Annotated in this window: 20 protein-coding genes and 5 pseudogenes; 15 read left to right on the forward strand and 10 right to left on the reverse strand. The window is 42.2% G+C overall.

What is annotated here, in order from left to right; all coding sequences use genetic code 11:
* Positions 1-3: 3 nt before the first annotated feature.
* The 9 genes from IPO83_09865 (at position 4) to pdxH (ending at position 6078) form a co-directional block, all read left to right on the forward strand.
* Entirely contained in the window at positions 4-363 is a 360-nt protein-coding gene (locus IPO83_09865) for an NADH-quinone oxidoreductase subunit C (GenBank protein ID MBK9731581.1), read from the forward strand.
* Positions 347-1435, forward strand: coding sequence for a nickel-dependent hydrogenase large subunit (locus IPO83_09870; GenBank protein ID MBK9731582.1), 1089 nt, complete (start codon positions 347-349; stop codon positions 1433-1435). The genes IPO83_09865 and IPO83_09870 overlap by 17 nt, the downstream gene beginning before the upstream one ends.
* Before the next feature lie 45 nt (positions 1436-1480).
* On the forward strand, positions 1481-1936 hold the full coding sequence (locus IPO83_09875; GenBank protein MBK9731583.1) for a 4Fe-4S binding protein: 456 nt from the start codon (positions 1481-1483) through the stop codon (positions 1934-1936).
* A 27-nt stretch (positions 1937-1963) separates the two neighbouring features.
* Positions 1964-2308: a hydrogenase maturation nickel metallochaperone HypA gene (hypA, locus tag IPO83_09880; protein ID MBK9731584.1), complete on the forward strand. Its 345-nt coding sequence runs from the start codon at positions 1964-1966 to the stop codon at positions 2306-2308.
* A gap of 265 nt (positions 2309-2573) precedes the next feature.
* Entirely contained in the window at positions 2574-2903 is a 330-nt protein-coding gene (locus IPO83_09885) for a 4Fe-4S dicluster domain-containing protein (protein MBK9731585.1), read from the forward strand.
* A 7-nt stretch (positions 2904-2910) separates the two neighbouring features.
* On the forward strand, positions 2911-3978 hold the full coding sequence (locus tag IPO83_09890; protein MBK9731586.1) for a 3-methyl-2-oxobutanoate dehydrogenase subunit VorB: 1068 nt from the start codon (positions 2911-2913) through the stop codon (positions 3976-3978).
* Positions 3968-4810 carry a 2-oxoglutarate oxidoreductase gene (locus IPO83_09895; GenBank protein MBK9731587.1) on the forward strand — a complete coding sequence of 281 codons (843 nt, stop codon included), beginning with the start codon at positions 3968-3970 and terminating at the stop codon, positions 4808-4810. The genes IPO83_09890 and IPO83_09895 overlap by 11 nt, the downstream gene beginning before the upstream one ends.
* A gap of 2 nt (positions 4811-4812) precedes the next feature.
* A complete protein-coding gene (locus IPO83_09900) occupies positions 4813-5370 on the forward strand; it encodes a 2-oxoacid:acceptor oxidoreductase family protein (protein ID MBK9731588.1) in 558 nt (185 codons plus the stop codon).
* A 36-nt stretch (positions 5371-5406) separates the two neighbouring features.
* Complete coding sequence (gene pdxH / locus IPO83_09905) at positions 5407-6078, forward strand: pyridoxamine 5'-phosphate oxidase (GenBank protein MBK9731589.1); 672 nt, start codon at positions 5407-5409, stop codon at positions 6076-6078.
* A 161-nt stretch (positions 6079-6239) separates the two neighbouring features.
* On the opposite strand, the pseudogene IPO83_09910 reads toward pdxH, so the two are convergent.
* Positions 6240-6987 (reverse strand): annotated as a pseudogene (locus tag IPO83_09910) (segregation/condensation protein A).
* Between the two features lie 209 nt (positions 6988-7196).
* On the opposite strand from IPO83_09910, the pseudogene IPO83_09915 reads away from it, so the two are divergent.
* The 3 genes and pseudogenes from IPO83_09915 (at position 7197) to IPO83_09925 (ending at position 9854) form a co-directional block, all read left to right on the forward strand.
* Positions 7197-9119, forward strand: a pseudogene (locus IPO83_09915) (1-deoxy-D-xylulose-5-phosphate synthase).
* A gap of 112 nt (positions 9120-9231) precedes the next feature.
* Complete coding sequence (locus IPO83_09920; protein ID MBK9731590.1) at positions 9232-9633, forward strand: hypothetical protein; 402 nt, start codon at positions 9232-9234, stop codon at positions 9631-9633.
* Positions 9633-9854, forward strand: coding sequence for a DUF86 domain-containing protein (locus IPO83_09925; GenBank protein ID MBK9731591.1), 222 nt, complete (start codon positions 9633-9635; stop codon positions 9852-9854). Before IPO83_09920 ends, IPO83_09925 begins: the two co-directional genes overlap by 1 nt.
* Before the next feature lie 33 nt (positions 9855-9887).
* On the opposite strand, the pseudogene IPO83_09930 reads toward IPO83_09925, so the two are convergent.
* The 9 genes and pseudogenes from IPO83_09930 to IPO83_09970 form a co-directional block, all read right to left on the reverse strand.
* Positions 9888-10758 (reverse strand): annotated as a pseudogene (locus tag IPO83_09930) (rRNA pseudouridine synthase).
* Between the two features lie 4 nt (positions 10759-10762).
* Entirely contained in the window at positions 10763-11047 is a 285-nt protein-coding gene (locus IPO83_09935) for a hypothetical protein (protein ID MBK9731592.1), read from the reverse strand.
* Positions 11026-11256, reverse strand: a complete 231-nt coding sequence (locus IPO83_09940; GenBank protein ID MBK9731593.1) for a hypothetical protein — start codon at positions 11254-11256, stop codon at positions 11026-11028. Before IPO83_09940 ends, IPO83_09935 begins: the two co-directional genes overlap by 22 nt.
* A 96-nt stretch (positions 11257-11352) precedes the next feature.
* Positions 11353-11526, reverse strand: a complete 174-nt coding sequence (locus tag IPO83_09945) for a hypothetical protein (protein ID MBK9731594.1) — start codon at positions 11524-11526, stop codon at positions 11353-11355.
* 166 nt (positions 11527-11692) lie between these two features.
* Positions 11693-11854, reverse strand: coding sequence for a hypothetical protein (locus IPO83_09950; GenBank protein MBK9731595.1), 162 nt, complete (start codon positions 11852-11854; stop codon positions 11693-11695).
* A 101-nt stretch (positions 11855-11955) separates the two neighbouring features.
* Positions 11956-12180, reverse strand: a complete 225-nt coding sequence (locus IPO83_09955) for a hypothetical protein (protein ID MBK9731596.1) — start codon at positions 12178-12180, stop codon at positions 11956-11958.
* 179 nt (positions 12181-12359) lie between these two features.
* Complete coding sequence (locus IPO83_09960) at positions 12360-12614, reverse strand: hypothetical protein (GenBank protein MBK9731597.1); 255 nt, start codon at positions 12612-12614, stop codon at positions 12360-12362.
* The gene (locus IPO83_09965) at positions 12598-13071 is read right to left on the reverse strand and encodes a hypothetical protein (GenBank protein ID MBK9731598.1); all 474 of its coding nucleotides are present in this window, start codon (positions 13069-13071) and stop codon (positions 12598-12600) included. Before IPO83_09965 ends, IPO83_09960 begins: the two co-directional genes overlap by 17 nt.
* Before the next feature lie 22 nt (positions 13072-13093).
* Positions 13094-13834: a hypothetical protein gene (locus IPO83_09970; GenBank protein ID MBK9731599.1), complete on the reverse strand. Its 741-nt coding sequence runs from the start codon at positions 13832-13834 to the stop codon at positions 13094-13096.
* A gap of 494 nt (positions 13835-14328) precedes the next feature.
* Between IPO83_09970 and IPO83_09975 the strand changes: the two are divergent.
* The 3 genes and pseudogenes from IPO83_09975 (at position 14329) to IPO83_09985 (ending at position 16731) form a co-directional block, all read left to right on the forward strand.
* Positions 14329-14946, forward strand: a pseudogene (locus IPO83_09975) (TIGR00730 family Rossman fold protein).
* A 1064-nt stretch (positions 14947-16010) separates the two neighbouring features.
* Positions 16011-16121, forward strand: coding sequence for a hypothetical protein (locus IPO83_09980; GenBank protein ID MBK9731600.1), 111 nt, complete (start codon positions 16011-16013; stop codon positions 16119-16121).
* A gap of 350 nt (positions 16122-16471) precedes the next feature.
* Positions 16472-16731, forward strand: a pseudogene (locus IPO83_09985) (hypothetical protein).
* Positions 16732-16925 lie beyond the last annotated feature (194 nt).

The raw sequence follows: 16925 nt of genomic DNA on the forward strand, positions 1-16925 counted from the left end.
GTCATGAAAAAAATTGAAACATCGCTGGAAAATTTAAAAAATGATATCCGCCAATTTTACAACCCGGAATTAAATCATTTTATAGTGATGAATGCCGTTGACCTCGGCGAAAAAATGGAAGTGCAGTGGTTTTTCTGCGATTACGCTTTTCCCTGTGAGGTTACCACTTTTTATGCATTGATATCACCTGATGCTGAGATACCGGACCTTCGTGAAATTGTAGCATCTGCATGGGTTGCTGAATCAGAATTGGTGGATTTGATGAATATAAAGATTGAGCATACCACCAAAGGCTTTGTCCTGGAATCAGATAGTGAAAGCGGACCATTAAGAAAAAAAAATAATTATGGGAAAGCAATATGAAATACCGTTGGGCGCTCAGCATATTTCGTTGCTGGAGCCGCTTCATTTTAAGTTCACCACTGAAAATGAAAGAATTGTTGACACTCAGGCCAACCTGTTTTATGTGCACCGTGGTATTGAAGCTGCCTGTTGTTCAAAGTTTAAATTTCGTCAGGTGAGTTTTGTAGTGGGAAGGGTTTGCGGACTGTGTTCCATTTCTCATTCAACAGCGTACTCGCAGGTTGCAGAGAAGTTGGTGAAGATTGAAATTCCACGGCGTGCGAAATATTTAAGAATGCTGGTGATTGAAATGGATCGCATTCACTCACATCTCTTGTGCTTAAGCCACGTAGCAGAAAATTCAGGATACGAAGCATTGTTTATGAAAACCATGCAGTACCGGGAGTTTGTAATGGAGTTGTTAGAAGCCGTTTGTGGCAATCGTATTCAATATGATTTCTCGATTGTTGGTGGTGTAACGCGCGACCTCAAACCCATGGTAGCGGAGATCATTTTAAAACGCTTGAAAATTTTTCTGCCGCAACTGGATGAACTGATGGACATCTATAAAAATAACTGGACGCTTTCATTAAAAAATAAAAATGCAGGCGCTATCACAAGAGCTGATGCTATGCGGTTAAATGTGGTAGGTCCCTTTGCCAGAGCTGCAGGGTTAGCTGTTGATGTACGCAATGAAACAGAAGACCTGCTTCCCTGGAAAGAAGTGGGATTTGAAATGATAACAGAAACCGGTGGCGATGCCTATGCAAGAAACATTTTAAGATTGCGCGAACTCTACATTTCCAAACGCATCATTGAGAATATCATACATGGCTTGCCTGAATCTCCATTGGTTACTGAAACAAAAGCTTTTCCGGATGGTGAAGCAGTGGCAAGAATTGAAGCGCCAAGAGGTGAATTGTTTTACTATGCAAAAGGTAATAAAACACAGGTACTTGAACGCTTAAAAATAAAGGCACCTACGTTCTCGAATGTGGCTGCCATGGTGGAAGCGTTGAATGGAAATGAATACGGAAGCGCACCTGCAATCATTGCTTCTTTTGATCCTTGTTTGTCCTGTACAGCAAGATGACGTGAAGATTAATTTTTTTAGGCACAGGAAAGTAAATAGTTTAAAATGAAATCATTCTTTAAAGCGTTGTTGAATATTTTCAGGAAACCGGTAACGGTAAAATATCCTTCGGAGAAAACTTTTCTTCCGGATGATTACCGCGGTTTGATCGGCTTTAATGAAGACCTGTGCATATGGTGCCGTCGGTGTGAAATGGTATGTCCGCCGGGCGCTATTGTGTTTTCTCAGGATTTGGAAGGAAAGCAAACTTATCATTTCAGCCGTGCCGTTTGCATTTATTGCGGAGAATGTGTACGCGCCTGTCCTAAAGAAGGTGCAATTTTTCAATCCAATGAACCCGCAAATTTTGCGGTTAAGGAATCGGACATCAACAACAATTGGAATAGATTATTTGATGAAGCACTGGAAAGCAGGATCGCGTATGCTGCTGAAAAGAAAAGACGGGCTGCGGAGAAAGTTGTTGCTGCAAAAAAAGAGGAAGAAAGTAAGACTGTTACTTAATGTTGCTGTAAAAAAATCTTCAACAACATGCACGAACTTTCCATTGCATATTCCATTTTGTCCATTGCTGAAAATGCGGCACCTGGAAATGACAAGAGTGTTGTTTCAGCTATCAATATTCAGATTGGAGCATTGAGCGGTATTGAAACAGAAGCACTGGCATTTGCTTTTTCCGTGATCAGGGATGATACGTTGCTCAAAGATGCGGAGCTGAATATTGAAATAATTCCGGGAGAAGCAATTTGCAATGAGTGCCATACTATTTTTCCATTTCATGAATATGGCAATTGCTGTCCGAAATGCAACAGCAATGTTCTTCAAATAATAAAGGGAAAAGAGTTGAAGGTGTTGAGCATTACGGTTGATGAATAATCAAAGAACTTTTTTTTATCGCAAAAGCTTTATTGTTTACGACTTTCAGGCTATGGTACTGATTGTTTTCTGAATCCATCTTCCCTCGATTTTCATTTGATCCTGAATGCAACAGTTGATAAGAATAACGTACCTGTTTTGCCGGATTCGCTATGATCAATCAACTTTCACCTGCTGACATTTATCATATTCACCTATGACAACTGGCATAAAAACAGTCGGGTGAAGATTCGAATTTTACGATTGCATTAACAGAAAATTGACCATGGAAGAATTATTGGATAAAACTTCGAAGGTTAAAGAAAGAAAGGTGAAAGGAAGGGTTAAGATTGATATTCAGAAATGCAAAGGATGTGAACTCTGCACTGTTGCTTGTAAAGAAAATGCTTTAAAACTTTCTGAAACCATTAATATAAAAGGATACCGGTACATCGTAGCCAACAATGATGTTTGTACCGGTTGTGTTAATTGTGCATTGGTTTGTCCGGATGCGGTAATTACTGTTTACCGCACGCATCCCAAAAAGAAACCTGTTGATATCACACCTCCCGATATCCGCGAACAGATACATTCCATGACCGTTACTTCAAAATAAAAGCTGTATGACTGAACCAAGATTAATGAAAGGCAATGAAGCAATGGCCGAAGCTGCTATTCAGGCCGGTTGCGATGCATACTTTGGGTATCCTATCACCCCACAATCAGAGGTGCTGGAATACCTTGCCAGGGAAATGCCCAGGCACAACAGGATTGTATTGCAGGCAGAGAGTGAAGTGGCTTCTATTAACATGGTGTATGGAGCAGCCGGTGCGGGTTTTCGTGCCATGACTTCTTCTTCATCGCCTGGCATCAGTCTTATGCAAGAGGGCATTTCATACATGGCAGGAGCGGAGTTACCTTGTTTGATTGTAAATGTAAACCGTGCAGGTCCCGGATTAGGAACTATTCAACCTGGTCAGGGTGATTATTTCCAATCTGTAAAGGGTGGCGGGCATGGTGATTATAAAATGATTGTGCTGGCTCCTTCTTCGGTGCAGGAGATGGCTGATTTTGTTTACCTCGGATTTGATCTCGCGGAAAAATACAGGAATCCCGTGCTGATATTGTCAGATGGTGCTATCGGACAGATGATGGAAAAAGTACATTTCAAGTCATATGCTATTCCTGAAGTTGATAAATCATGGGCAACCACCGGCAAACCGAAAACACGCGCCCGCAATTTTATCACATCATTGCATATTCAACCGGAAAAAATGGAGCAGCATAATCTAAAGCTGGAGGCGAAGTATAAAACTATTCGTGAACAGGAAGTAAGGTTTGAAGAATACAATACTGAAAATGCAGAATACCTTTTTGTTGCCTACGGATTAAGTGCAAGAATTTGCATGAAGGCAATGGACATTGCAAAAGACAACGGCCTAAAAGTGGGTTTACTTCGGCCTGTTACCTTGTATCCGTTTCCAACCCAAAGATTATATGAGCTGGCTGCACAAATGAAATTAATGTTGAGCGTTGAACTCAACAGCGGACAGATGGTAGAAGATGTAAGACTTGCAGTGAATGGAACAGTACCGGTTGAATTTTATGGACGACTCGGTGGCATGCTGCCAACACCGGAAGAAGTTGTTCAACATCTTGAAAAATTAATTCTGAAGCGCCATGCAAACTGAAGAACTTGTTTTGCCTGAAACAATGCTGGAAATAAAATCACCTGAATGCCAGGAAGAAGAATATGAAATGGTGTATCACCGGCCGGCAACTTTGCTGGATGTGAACATGCATTACTGTCCCGGATGCGCGCACAGCCTGGTGCACAAACTGATTATGGAAGTGGTGGAAGAAATGGGCATTCAGGAAAAAACTATTGGCGTGGCACCTGTTGGTTGCTCTGTTTTCGCGTATGACTATATGGATATTGATATGCAGGAAGCTGCACATGGAAGAGCCGCTGCCGTAGCCACAGCCATCAAAAGACTGATGCCTGATAAATATGTATTCACCTATCAGGGAGATGGTGATCTTGCCGCGATTGGTATCGCAGAAACATTGCATGCCATCAATCGTGGAGAAAATATACTGATCGTTTTCATGAACAATGCCGTGTATGGAATGACCAGCGGACAAATGGCACCAACCACACTGGCGGGAATGAAAACTACAACGAGCCCGGATGGAAGAGACGTTGGCTATTATGGTGCACCCATTAAAGTTGCTGAACTGATGTCGAATCTGCCCGGCGCTTTTTTTGTAACACGTCAGGCCGTCAACAGCGCGAACGGAGTGCGTCGCACGAAAAAAGCTTTGCAGCAGGCATTCAACTATCAACAACTGCATAAAGGAACCTGCCTGGTTGAAATAATCGGTAATTGTCCGTCCAATTGGAAGATGACACCGATAGAAGCGTCAAAATTTATTGATGAAGAAATGATCAAAACGTTTCCGTTAGGTGATATTAAATTGCCAAAGCCGGAGGAGTTAAAAAATAATCTGGAGGGAAAATAATCATGTTAGAAGAACTGGTAGTTGCAGGATTTGGTGGACAGGGTGTTTTGTCGTTGGGCATGACACTGGCGTATGCAGGAATGATTGAAAACAAAGAGATTTCATGGATGCCTTCTTATGGTCCTGAAATGAGAGGCGGTACAGCAAATTGTATCACTATTATTTCAGATAATAAAATAAGTTCGCCCATCATCTCCTTGTTCGATTCCGCACTTGTGCTGAATCAGCCCTCTATGGATAAATTTGCTCCGAGGGTGAAAAAAGGAGGATTACTGCTGTATGAATCAGGCAATATTTTCAAGCCGGCCAATAGAACTGACATTGAAATCATTGGCATTCCTGCATCCACGGAAGCATTGATGATGAAGAATGCGAAAATCATGAACATGATCATGTTGGGCGCTTATCTGCATCTCAAGCCCATTGTGAAAACAGATTCCATTCTGGAAGCCTTGAAGAAAGTATTACCGGAAAAATATCACCACCTGCTCGACATCAACAGACAGGCACTGGAAAAAGGAGCGGCACTGCTCCAGCAACAATTAAAGGCAGTATCCTGATATTGATCATCTTCACACGGCAATAAATTGAGCTTTATGAAACCGGAAGAAATTTCGCAATTGCGAAAAGAGTATGCAATGAATTCTCTCAACGAAGAAGACATGGCAGCCACGCCTTTTTTGCAATTTCAAAAATGGTGGGAAGATGCGGAGCATTCGAATATTGAGGAGATGAATGCGATGACGTTGGCTACAAGCACTGTTGATGGATTGGTGGATGCAAGAATTGTATTGTTGAAAGCCTTTGATGAAAATGGTTTTGTTTTTTTCACGAATTATAACAGCGCTAAAAGTGAGCAGCTTGCACAAAATTCCAATTGTTGCTTACTGTTTTTTTGGAAGGAACTGGAACGGCAGGTACGCATCAATGGTGTGGCTGAAAAGATATCGCTTAAAGAAAGCATTGATTATTTCGACAGCCGCCCTGAAGGAAGCAAGATCGGGGCATGGGCGTCACCGCAAAGCATGGTAGTGGCCGGTCAATCATGGCTGAAGGAAACCTTCCAGTTTTATGCGGAACGTTTCAAGCATGGTAAAATTCCAAAGCCTCCGCATTGGGGTGGCTATCGCGTAAAACCTGTTTGTGTCGAGTTCTGGCAAGGCCGGCCGAGTCGTATGCATGATCGTATTCTTTATAGAAATCTTGCAAAAGGTGAATGGGGGAATGGAACGGCTGGAACCATAAAGAATATTATTAATCGCGTTTAATTTTAAATATATTCAACCCACCTGAGAAGTAAGGGCATTTTATACTGAGCTGGTTCCTATCATAAAATGGAAACGGGAAAACTGACGCCTGCTGTTTATTATATTCAGGTGATAGACGGACCACTGAAATCTTCACGCACTTTCAGTTTTTTGAAGTCCGGTTAAGCTGCCTTATTGATCCAGAAATTGTTGAAACCCATTCCCGACTGAATCAGAATCAGTTTCTGCTGACTCATTTCAAGTAATGCAAGGAAGGTGAAGATAGCGTGGATGCGATTGGTGCATATTTCAAACAGACGCGAAAATGGAACATCATGTTCCGTCTCCATCAATTTTGTAACGTATTCTTTCTGTCCTTCAATAGTATATGGAAATGAAATGATCCTGTGAACGGGCCTGTTTTTTCTTCTTCCAGCTTCCGCATCACTTTTCAAATGCTTTCAATAATTTGAAAAGTGTAAGCGTATGCAGTTCCGCTTCGCCGGTCCATGTTTCAGAAATCGCTTTTAGCTCGCTTACTATATTACCACGCTCGAATTGTTTGCTCCTCTCATCTTCTAACAAGCGCAGATCATCCAGCACTTCTTTATAACGTTTGTATTCAAGCAGTTGCTGCACCAATTCCAGTCGTGGGTCTATTTCCTGACCTTTTTCGTCCACCTCTTTTCGTGGTAACAGCATTTTTGCCTTGATGCGCATGAGTGTGGCCGCCACAACAATAAATTCGCTGGCCAGCTCAATATTCATTACGCTTAGCTTATGAATGTAATTCAAAAAATCCTGCGTGATGCGCGCAATAGGAATATTGTAGATATCCAGTTCGTCGCGCTCAATAAAAAAGAGCAGCAGGTCGAAAGGACCTTCAAACTGAGGTAATTTTATTTCGTATGTTGTTGGTGCTTCAGTCATCTTAAAAAATGAAAAACAAAATTAGCCTTCAATTGTTAGCATTGCCATTTAAACACTTTCTAAATATCCACAGTAGCCGGAACACGTGTTGCCTGATAAATAAATAAAGGTTGCTGGTCAAAATCGTTGCCAATCAGGCATTTGAAACGTATCAAACCTGATATTATTGAAGTAATCATTAATTTTACCACCTCATTTATTCACACTAAATGGAAATTCAAGCAGGCGAATTGTTGTCGGAGATCAATTATCCGGCTGATCTCAGGAAACTCGGGAAAGACAAACTTCACCAGGTTTCGCAGGAATTGCGGCAGTTTATCATCGACAGTGTATCTGTTTATGGCGGACATTTCGGAGCCAGCCTCGGTGTGGTGGAAATGACTGTTGCCATTCATTATGTGTTCAATACACCTTATGACCAGTTGATTTGGGATGTAGGCCACCAGGCATATGGCCATAAAATTTTGACCGGAAGAAGAAAACGTTTTCAGACCAACAGAAAATTCAAAGGCATTGCAGGTTTCCCTTCCCGTGCCGAAAGTGAATACGACACTTTTGGAGTGGGTCACTCTTCCACCTCCATTTCTGCCGGTGTTGGAATGGCCGTTGCCAGCAAGTACAAGGGAGAAAAGGATCGTCAGCACATTGTGGTAATCGGCGATGGAGCCATGACAGCAGGATTGGCCTTTGAAGGCATGAATCATGCAGGCGTTTCTGATTCGAACCTGTTGATTATTCTGAATGATAATTGTATGAGCATTGATCCGAATGTAGGCGCGCTGAAAGAGTATTTAACAGACATCACCACTTCCCAGACCTACAATAAAACCCGGGATGAAATCTGGAATTTGTTCGGAAAGCTCGGTGGCAAAGGAGCACAAAAGCAACTTTCTAAAATTGAAGCTAGTCTCAAGAGTGCGATCTCAAAAAAGCAGTAATATTTTCGAAGCGCTGAACCTGCGGTACTTTGGTCCTGTGGATGGACACAATGTGAATCGTCTTGCTGAAATCCTTGAAGACCTCAAGCACATTCCGGGACCTAAATTATTGCATTGCATTACTACAAAGGGAAAGGGTTATTATCTCGCCGAACAAGATCAAACCAAATGGCATGCACCAGGTTTGTTTGACAAAGTAACAGGCGAAATTTTTAAGAAGATTCCTGAAAAACCATTGCCACCAAAATATCAGGAGGTGTTTGGCCATACCATTGTTGAACTGGCAAAGCAAAACTCAAAATCATGGGCATTACGCCTGCGATGCCTTCAGGTTCTTCGTTAAATATTATGATGAAAGAAATGCCGAGGCGTGCGTTTGATGTGGGCATTGCAGAGCAACATGCAGTCACTTTTGCAGCAGGTCTTGCTACGCAGGGGATTAATTCCATTTGCAATGTCTACAGCACCTTTCTACAGCGAGGCTATGATCAGGTAATTCATGATGTGGCTATTCAAAAGCTACACGTGGTTTTTTGTCTGGATCGTGGCGGTTTGGTGGGAGAAGACGGTGTAACGCACCAAGGCAGTTTTGATCTTGCGTATATGCGCATACTTCCCAACATGGTAGTAAGTGCCCCGATGAATGAAGAGGAGTTGCGTAACCTGATGTACACGGCGCAACTGGAGAAAAATAACGGACCGTTTTCGATTCGGTATCCAAGAGGAGAAGGCGTAATGGCTGACTGGAGAAAACCATTTACAGAATTGGAGATTGGTAAAGGCCGGCAGATCTGCAATGGTGAAGAGGTATGCATATTATCTATCGGTCATCCCGGAAATTTTGCAGTAGAAGCATGTAAAGAATTGAGACTTGATGATATTTATCCGGCACACTATGACATGCGTTTTGTGAAACCATTGGATGAAGATCTCTTACATGAAGTTTTTAAGAAATTCAAAAAGATCATTACGGTGGAAGACGGTGCCGTGCAAGGCGGATTCGGAAGTGCAATTTTAGAATTTATGAATGAGCATCATTATACAGCGCATGTTAAAAGGCTCGGTATTCCTGATAAGTTTATTGAACACGGCTCATTGAAGGAGTTGCACCATTTGTGTGGTTTTGATGCCGACGGAATAATGGAAGCGGTGAGGGAGATGGTGAAGGAGCGGGTGGTGGTGAAGGTGGTGTGATATAAAATCTATGATAAACTATTCAAATTGAAATGAAGATGCGATTAAATGAAATGGGAAAGCAGAATTAATACGCAAATAAGCCCTACGGTTAAAAAAATACTTTTGCAGTATGATATCTGAAACCAAACAAAAGATCATACTTGACAGGCTGGCATCGTTAAATCCAATTTCTGTGGCGGTTTTGGTTCTTTTGCGCGGAGATCAAAGAGACGATAGTGATCTTGATATTTTAGTTGATACACAGCCCATTATAGTTTACTTGATCTTATTGACCTTGAACAGCAACTACACAGCATTCGGGTACCAAAGTAGACCTGGTAACCAAAAAGATCATTGTCTCCTTACTTCAAGCCGTATATCGAGAAAAATCTTGTTTATCTCCATGCTGCAGGCTAAGCCGGAGCTGACATATTTGAAACATATCCTTGACTGTTGTGTATCAATAGAAGAGTACACGCAGTCTATGAATGAAGAAAATTTCTTAAGAGATAAAAAACTCAGGATGCTGTAATCAGAAATTTTGAAGTTATTGGAGAGGCTACAAAACATTTATCTGATGCGTTTAGAACAAGTCATTCAAATATTGAATGGAAAAAAATAGCAGGTTTAAGAGATAAGCTAATTCATGACTATATGGGAATTGATCTTTGGTCAATATGGGTATTAGCTACTGAAATGATTCCTGATTTTAGTACAGAAATAAAGAAAATTATTTCGGGTGAAGAGGATTGATAGGTAAGAGATACCTGAGAAAAAGCAACCATATTATCCCAAATGCTCCAAAGTAATCACTTCTCTCTCCGTCAGTTCCCTCCATTCTCCGCGAGGCAGACTTTTCTTCGTCAGTCCTGCATATAATACACGATCCGGTTTGATCACAGTGTAACCAAGGTGTTCGAAAATGCGGCGCACAATGCGGTTTTTGCCAATGTGCAATTCGATGCCGACAACAGTCTTATCTTTATCGTTGGTGTAAGCGATTTCATCTACCGTGGCAAGCCCGTCTTCGAGCACTATTCCTTTTCCAATTTTTTCCAGGTCATCCAGTTCCAGCTTTTGTTCAGGGTAACCTCATACACTTTCTTTACTTTTTTGCTGGATGTGTAAGCCGTTGCGAGAGGTCACCGTCATTTGAATAATAACAATCCGGTAGTATTTCTATCGAGACGCCCTACCGGGAACAACCGTTCGGTAGATGCTCCATTGATGAGTTCCATCACCGTTTTCCTGCCACGGTCATCTTCTGTGGTGGTGATGTGAAATTTTGGTTTGTTAAGCAGGATGTACACTTTCTTCCATAAGCAACTTTCTCTCCTTTGTATTTTACGCTGTCATTTTTTTGTACGCGATAACCGGGTTCTTTGATTACTTTATTATTTACAGTCACTAAACCTTCTTCAATAAATTCCTCGCATTTTCTCCCGGCTGCAATTCCTGCGTTTGATAAATACTTGTTGAGCTGCACACCTTTTTCAATAGCTGCAGTTTCTGCGGACACGTGCGGAGTATTAGCTGAAGAGGTCGGTCGCGGAAGTAATGGCTTGCGCTGATAAGTTCGCTTTTGTCGTTTACCTCCGCCAAAACTTGGTTTATCCGGCGTAGTGCGCGGTCTTGAACCGTTTCTTTTTCTGTTCATTGTATCAAAAGTAATCTGATTGCAGGAGATAATTGGATAAATTAAGGTGTGAAGTTAAACTGATAGGTTGATTATTATTTGCGATGAACACATCATGATTCTTCTTTGTGACAATCGAAAAGAATGACCCTGCATTATTCAATCCTCGCGCCGGATCAACTACCGGCAAATTCAACCTCATGACTTCTGCATTGAATGCCTGCACTTGCTTTAGTAAAATCGCATCCAGCCGCTTCAGGTAAGTATTGGTACGGGCTGTTAAAACATTCACCACTTCATATTGTTGCATAGGCGGACGGCTATCAGCAAGAGCGGATAAAATCCTGCAGTGCACATGCGTTCAATCATCTGCATGGGAAAACGCAGCACATCTTCGCCAGCAATGGCTTTAACTTGTATAAGTGTGCCTTCAATAGTTTCGAGCGAATCGAGCAATGGTTTCGCAACTGCCTTCAGGCTTTGATTTTGTGCTGTCGCTGAAACTGTTTGTGAATCCATTTGCCTGTTCGCGAACAGCGCATTTTTATAATGCTGGTGGTGATGGAATTCATCTCCTTATTTACTTGTTTCATCAGGTCAAACTGCGCCTGCAAATCAGCTTGTGTGGCATTTACTTTCGGATTCAGCACAATAGAAAATTTTTTGCATCAGCAATGTATCACCTGTCATCAGTTTCACACTGTAGTTTCCAGGCAATGCTTTTGGTCCGGCGAGCGCATCGTTGTACCACCAGTCTTCATCAAAAAGCCTTGTATGCGGGTAGTTCATATCCCACACAAAACGATTCATGCCTGAATCAACGGTCAGCACTTCAGGATCCTTTTCCGGACCTTTATAAACTTAACATCACCCTTCAGCTTATTTCCATGCTTGTCATTCTTATTTGAAAAACGATGATACTGTCGCCTGCACGTTATAAAACACGAGCTTGATTTCACCTTTTGGCCGTTGCCTGAAATAATAGTTTACAATCACGCCGTTGGGGCATTGGTTCCTTCCTGCAAATGAATTTTTCTGCTTTTTCCTCCGTTAATTGTTTTCCATCCATGCGAATGGCAACACGTGGCTGATACAACCATTGCTTCGCGTGGGCCATGGAATCATTGATCTGATAGAGCGGCGTTAAATCATCGAGCACCCAAAACCCGCGTCCGTGCGTTGCAATCCCAGTTCCTGTAAATCTTTTTCACCTGCAGATCATGCACCGGTGTAACAGGTAAATTTAATTTGAAGCGACTGCCAATGATCGCCATTGTCGAAAGAAACGTACACACTTGTTTCTGTTCCTGCATACAATAAATTCTTACGATTTGGATCTTCTCTTACACACCGTGTATAAACATTTTCATTTAAACCGGTTGTTATCAGCATCCATGTTTTTCCCGTAATCCATTGTCCGGAAAATGTAAGGATGGAGATCATCCAACCTGTACCGATGTGCAGCTACATAACAGGTTCCCGCATCAAAGTGTGATGGTTCAATAATGCTGACGGTAGTCCATTCAGGTAAATTTTTCGGCGTCACATTCGTCCATGATTTTCCGTCGTCGGCACTTAGTGCACCAATCCGTCATCACTTCCCGCCCACAGCAAACCCTGCTTTACAGGCGATTCCGCGAATGCGAAAATATCACCAAACACTTCAGCACCTGTATTATCAGGCGTGATCGGCCACCGCTCTGTTGTTGTTTTGTAACATCGTTCCTGGTAAGATCAGGACTGATGGTTTCCCAGCTCATGCCACCGTTGGCGGAGCGATGTACCATTTGCGAAGTGCAGTACAACTCCTTCGCATCCCATGGTGAAAATGAAATGGGAAACGTCCGGTGAAACCGGAATTTATTTACCCGAGCCATAACCATCATTGATTTCAGGATACACAGAAACATATTTGTATTGTTCATTCTTTTTATCGTGCATGGAAAGTATGCCATCGTATTCACCGCCGTAAGAAATGGTTGGATCATTTGGATCTGGAACAATGTAACCAGCTTCGCCTCCTGCGGGAACATACCAGTCTTTGCCACTGATAGAGGATCCATAAGAACGGGTTGCTATTCGCACGGAGCCCCAGTCCTGTTGTCCGCCATAGGCATGATAAGGAAAATCGTTATCAAGATTCACATGGTAAAACTGGCAGGTGGGAATATCTTCATCGGTCCATGTTCTTCCTCCATTGAAAGTAACGGCAGCACTTCCATCATCAGCAAGAATGAAATTATCCGGATTGTCGGGGTTGATCCAGATGTTGTGGTTATCTCCATGTTCCTGTTCCATTTTTGAAAGCTCATTGCGCCATCCACTGATTTCCATAATTCAACATTAGAAACATACACTACATTTTGATTTTTCTGATCGCAGAAGATTTCGCTGAAATACCACGGCCTTTGGGTGAGGTCATTTTTCGCGGAAGCAGTATCCCAGGTTGCGCCACCATTATCGCTTCGGAATAACCTGCTGTGTTCACTTTCCACCATGGCATAAACACGTTGCGGATTACTCGCCGACACAGCCACGCATATTTTCCGATCAATCCTTTCGGCATTCCGGGATTCTTTGATATCAGTTTCCAGGTATCACCACCATCAATTGTTTTGTACAATCCACAACCGGCACCACCACTGCTGAGCTTCACGGCATGCGATGTGCCTGCCAAAGTGAAGCATAAATAATATTTGGTTGGTTGGATCAAATCAATATCTATCGCGCCGGTGCTGTCATCTTTTGCAAGCATCTGTTGCCACGATTTGCCACCATCTTTAGTTCTATATACACCACGTTCTTTATTAGCGCCATAAATTTTTCCCATCACGGCAGCATACGCCACCTCAGGATTTTTTGGATGAATAATAATCTGTCCGATTGCGGAAGCATCGAATGTGAGTTGATGCTTCCATGTCTTTCCTGCATCAATGGATTTATAAATACCGTCACCCATGATCGCGGTATTCCTGATGGCGGCTTCTCCCATTCCAACGTAGATGATGTTGGGATCTGAGGCTGCCACTGCAATGGCTCCAACAGAAGAAGAATGAAAAGGATTTGTCAGAAACCGGGAACCACGTAATACCGCCAACCACAGTTTTCCAAGCACCTCCGCCGGTAGCTCCGGAAATAATACGTGAGCGGATCACCCGGTTACGCCACAAGCCGAAGAAGTCTGCCCCTTGATACCCGGACCAATGTTGCGCCATTTCATTCCTGAATAAAGTTGAGTCGAATAACCGGAAGTTGAATTAACCTAATTGCCTTTTTTTCTTTACTTGAAGTATTCTGTGAAAAACAGTTGGATGCAAGTACCAGGAAACACAATACCTGAAGCAATGAGTGATAGATTTTCATAGGATGGGTTTAGGGTTGATAAAGGTAGCACTACTTGGCTCATTTAAAGGAAAGGTATTTTCAGGGTGTACGCAACTTGTATATTTACACGAATAAGGTAAGCATCCTGAATGTTCAACAATTCAATCATATTATAATGTCGGAAGAAATTAAAGCGAATCAGGTTTCCAATGGAACAGAAAAAATTCCTCGAAGGGTCCACATGGACGACGTGATGAACTACGGTTTATATGGAGTGTTGCCGTGAAATTCATCAAAGCATTCCGGACATTGCACTTTGTTGGACCTTGTGTTACAGTGTTCGGTTCCGCAAGGTTTCCGGCAGGTCATGAATACTATGAGCTGGCAAGAAAAGTTGGGGGCGCCCTGGCTAAAATTGGTTTTACTGTGATGACAGGTGGTGGTCCCGGTATTATGGAAGCTGCAAATCGTGGAGCAAAAGAAGCTGGAGGTACTTCTGTAGGTTGTAATATTAAATTACCGAAAGACAGGATCGAATCTTTACATGGACAAGCAGATTACGCAGTCATTTTTTTGTAAGGAAAGTATTGATGCTTAAATATTCTTATGCATTTATTGTGATGCCCGGTGGATTTGGCACCGTGGATGAATTGTTTGAAACGATCACCTTAATTCAAACAAAAGAAGATTCGGAATTTTCCGGTTGGTACTGATTAGGCGCCGCGTATTGGAAAAGACCTGATTGAACTAATGGATGAAATGTTGCGCGTGACTACAATCGATAAAGAGGATATAAAACTAATATTGGTGACGGATGATGTTCAGGAAGCCATGGATCATTGCGTAAATATGCGATTGAAACGTTTAGACTACAGCATAGGATGAATGTAAAGCCGGTGAAGATTTTGGAAACGGTGAAATGAGTGAATGGTCAATAGTCATTGGTCATTACTTCCTCCGTTTGTCATGCTAACGAAGGAAGAATCTATTTTACTTGTATTTAATAATTTGACATTTCTACATCCGGTCATCGGCATTGGCTGCCTCAAAATCATTGGCACATTAAACCATCGGTTCATCAATCACCCGATACGTCATACCTTAACCTTCTTTTCCTTTTCTTTGCGGAAAATTAACCCTCGACATGAGTGATTTGAAGATTGAACGCGCGTTGATATCCGTTTATCATAAAGATGGATTGGAACCCATTGTGAAAGAAACTTCACGAATTAAGGCGTACAGTTGATTTCAACCGGCGGCACAAGAAGCGTTTATTAAATCTTTGGATATACCGGTGGTTGCTGTTGAAAGTTTAACGGACTTTCCGGAAATTTTAGGTGGTCGTGTGAAGACGCTTCATCCGGCAATATTCAGGGCATTCTTGGCAGAAGAGCATTGTCTTCAGATATGGCGCAAATGAAGGAGCATGAAATTCCATCGATTGATCTTGTAATAGTTGACCTCTATCCGTTTGGAAAGAAACAGTGGCTTCCACCAATAATGAATCAGAAATTCTTGAGAAGATTGACATTGGCGGCATTTCCTTATTCAACGACGCAACGAAAATTTCAATGATGTATTGATTTGTGCTTCGCGAAATGAATATGCTGATCCAACCAACTGTTGCAATCAAAAAATGGGAGAACTGCAGAAGACCGCCGTAATTTTTTTATAATGAGCATTCAACGTGACTTCTCATTATGATACAGCCATCTTTAATTATTTCAATAAAGATGGCGCCGTAAGAAAACGTTTGAAAGAAGTATGTTTGCAAAGCAAATCGCTGCACGCTATGGTGAAAATCCACATCAACGAAACGCTTATTTCGGAGACCAGACGAACTCTTCGATCAGCTTAACGGTAAGGAAGTATCTTATAACAACAGGGTAGATATTGATGCCGCTGTTGCATTGATTGCAGGAATTTGATCAGCTCCGGCCTGTGCAGTCATCAAACATCGCAATCCTTGCGGTGTTGCTGGAGCGCCGGATTTATTTGATGCGTGGATCAAAGCGTGGCAGGTGATCCGGTTTCAGCGTTTGGTGGCGTTATTGTGCTGAACAGAAATGTGAGCAAGACGGTTGCGGAAAAATCAATGAAATATTTTTGAAGTGATCATTGCCCCCGGTTGCCAGTCAGGATGCGTTGAGTATTCTGGAAACAGAAAGAACCGGATCATTTATACTGCAGAAAAAGGATCAGCAGGCAGCGCTTTCAAGAGCCTATTGAATGGTGTGATTGAACAAAATAATAAAAGACAAAGCGCTTGCAACGCCTGATACATTAAAAACAGTGACGAAAGTTTCACCAGCTGCGGAGCAAATAGCAAATTTATTGTTTGGCGAAAAATGTGTCAAGCATCTGAAATCCAAATGCGATTGTATTGGCCAGAAACAGTCAACTGGTAGGAATGGGCTGTGGACAAACATCGCGTATTGATGCATTGAACCAGGCGATTCACAAAGCCAAAGCCTCGGTTTTCGAATTGCGAGGCGCGGTATTGATTTCCGGTACTTTTCCTTTCAGCGATTGCGTAGAGATTGCATACAGGGGAAGGCGTTGCTGCCATTCTTCAGCCGGGAGGATCTGTGCGCGATAAAGATTCTATTGATAAGTGCGATGAATATGGAATACCAATGGTTTTCAGGATTGAGACATTTCAAGGATTAACAGTCTTCCGTGATTGTGTTTCATTGTACAATTGCAGAGTGAACTAAATTCCATGTTCCCATGTACTGTCCATTAAGAAACTTCTTTTCAGTTAAGACCATAATTCGGGCAGCGTAAAAGCACACTAATCTGCCATTATAAATCAGAGGAAGAGTCAATTGCGCTGATAAACATTCGCATACTTTTACGAAAAA

Source organism: Chitinophagaceae bacterium, from assembly GCA_016717285.1.
In the GTDB taxonomy this organism is placed as follows: domain Bacteria; phylum Bacteroidota; class Bacteroidia; order Chitinophagales; family UBA10324; genus JACCZZ01.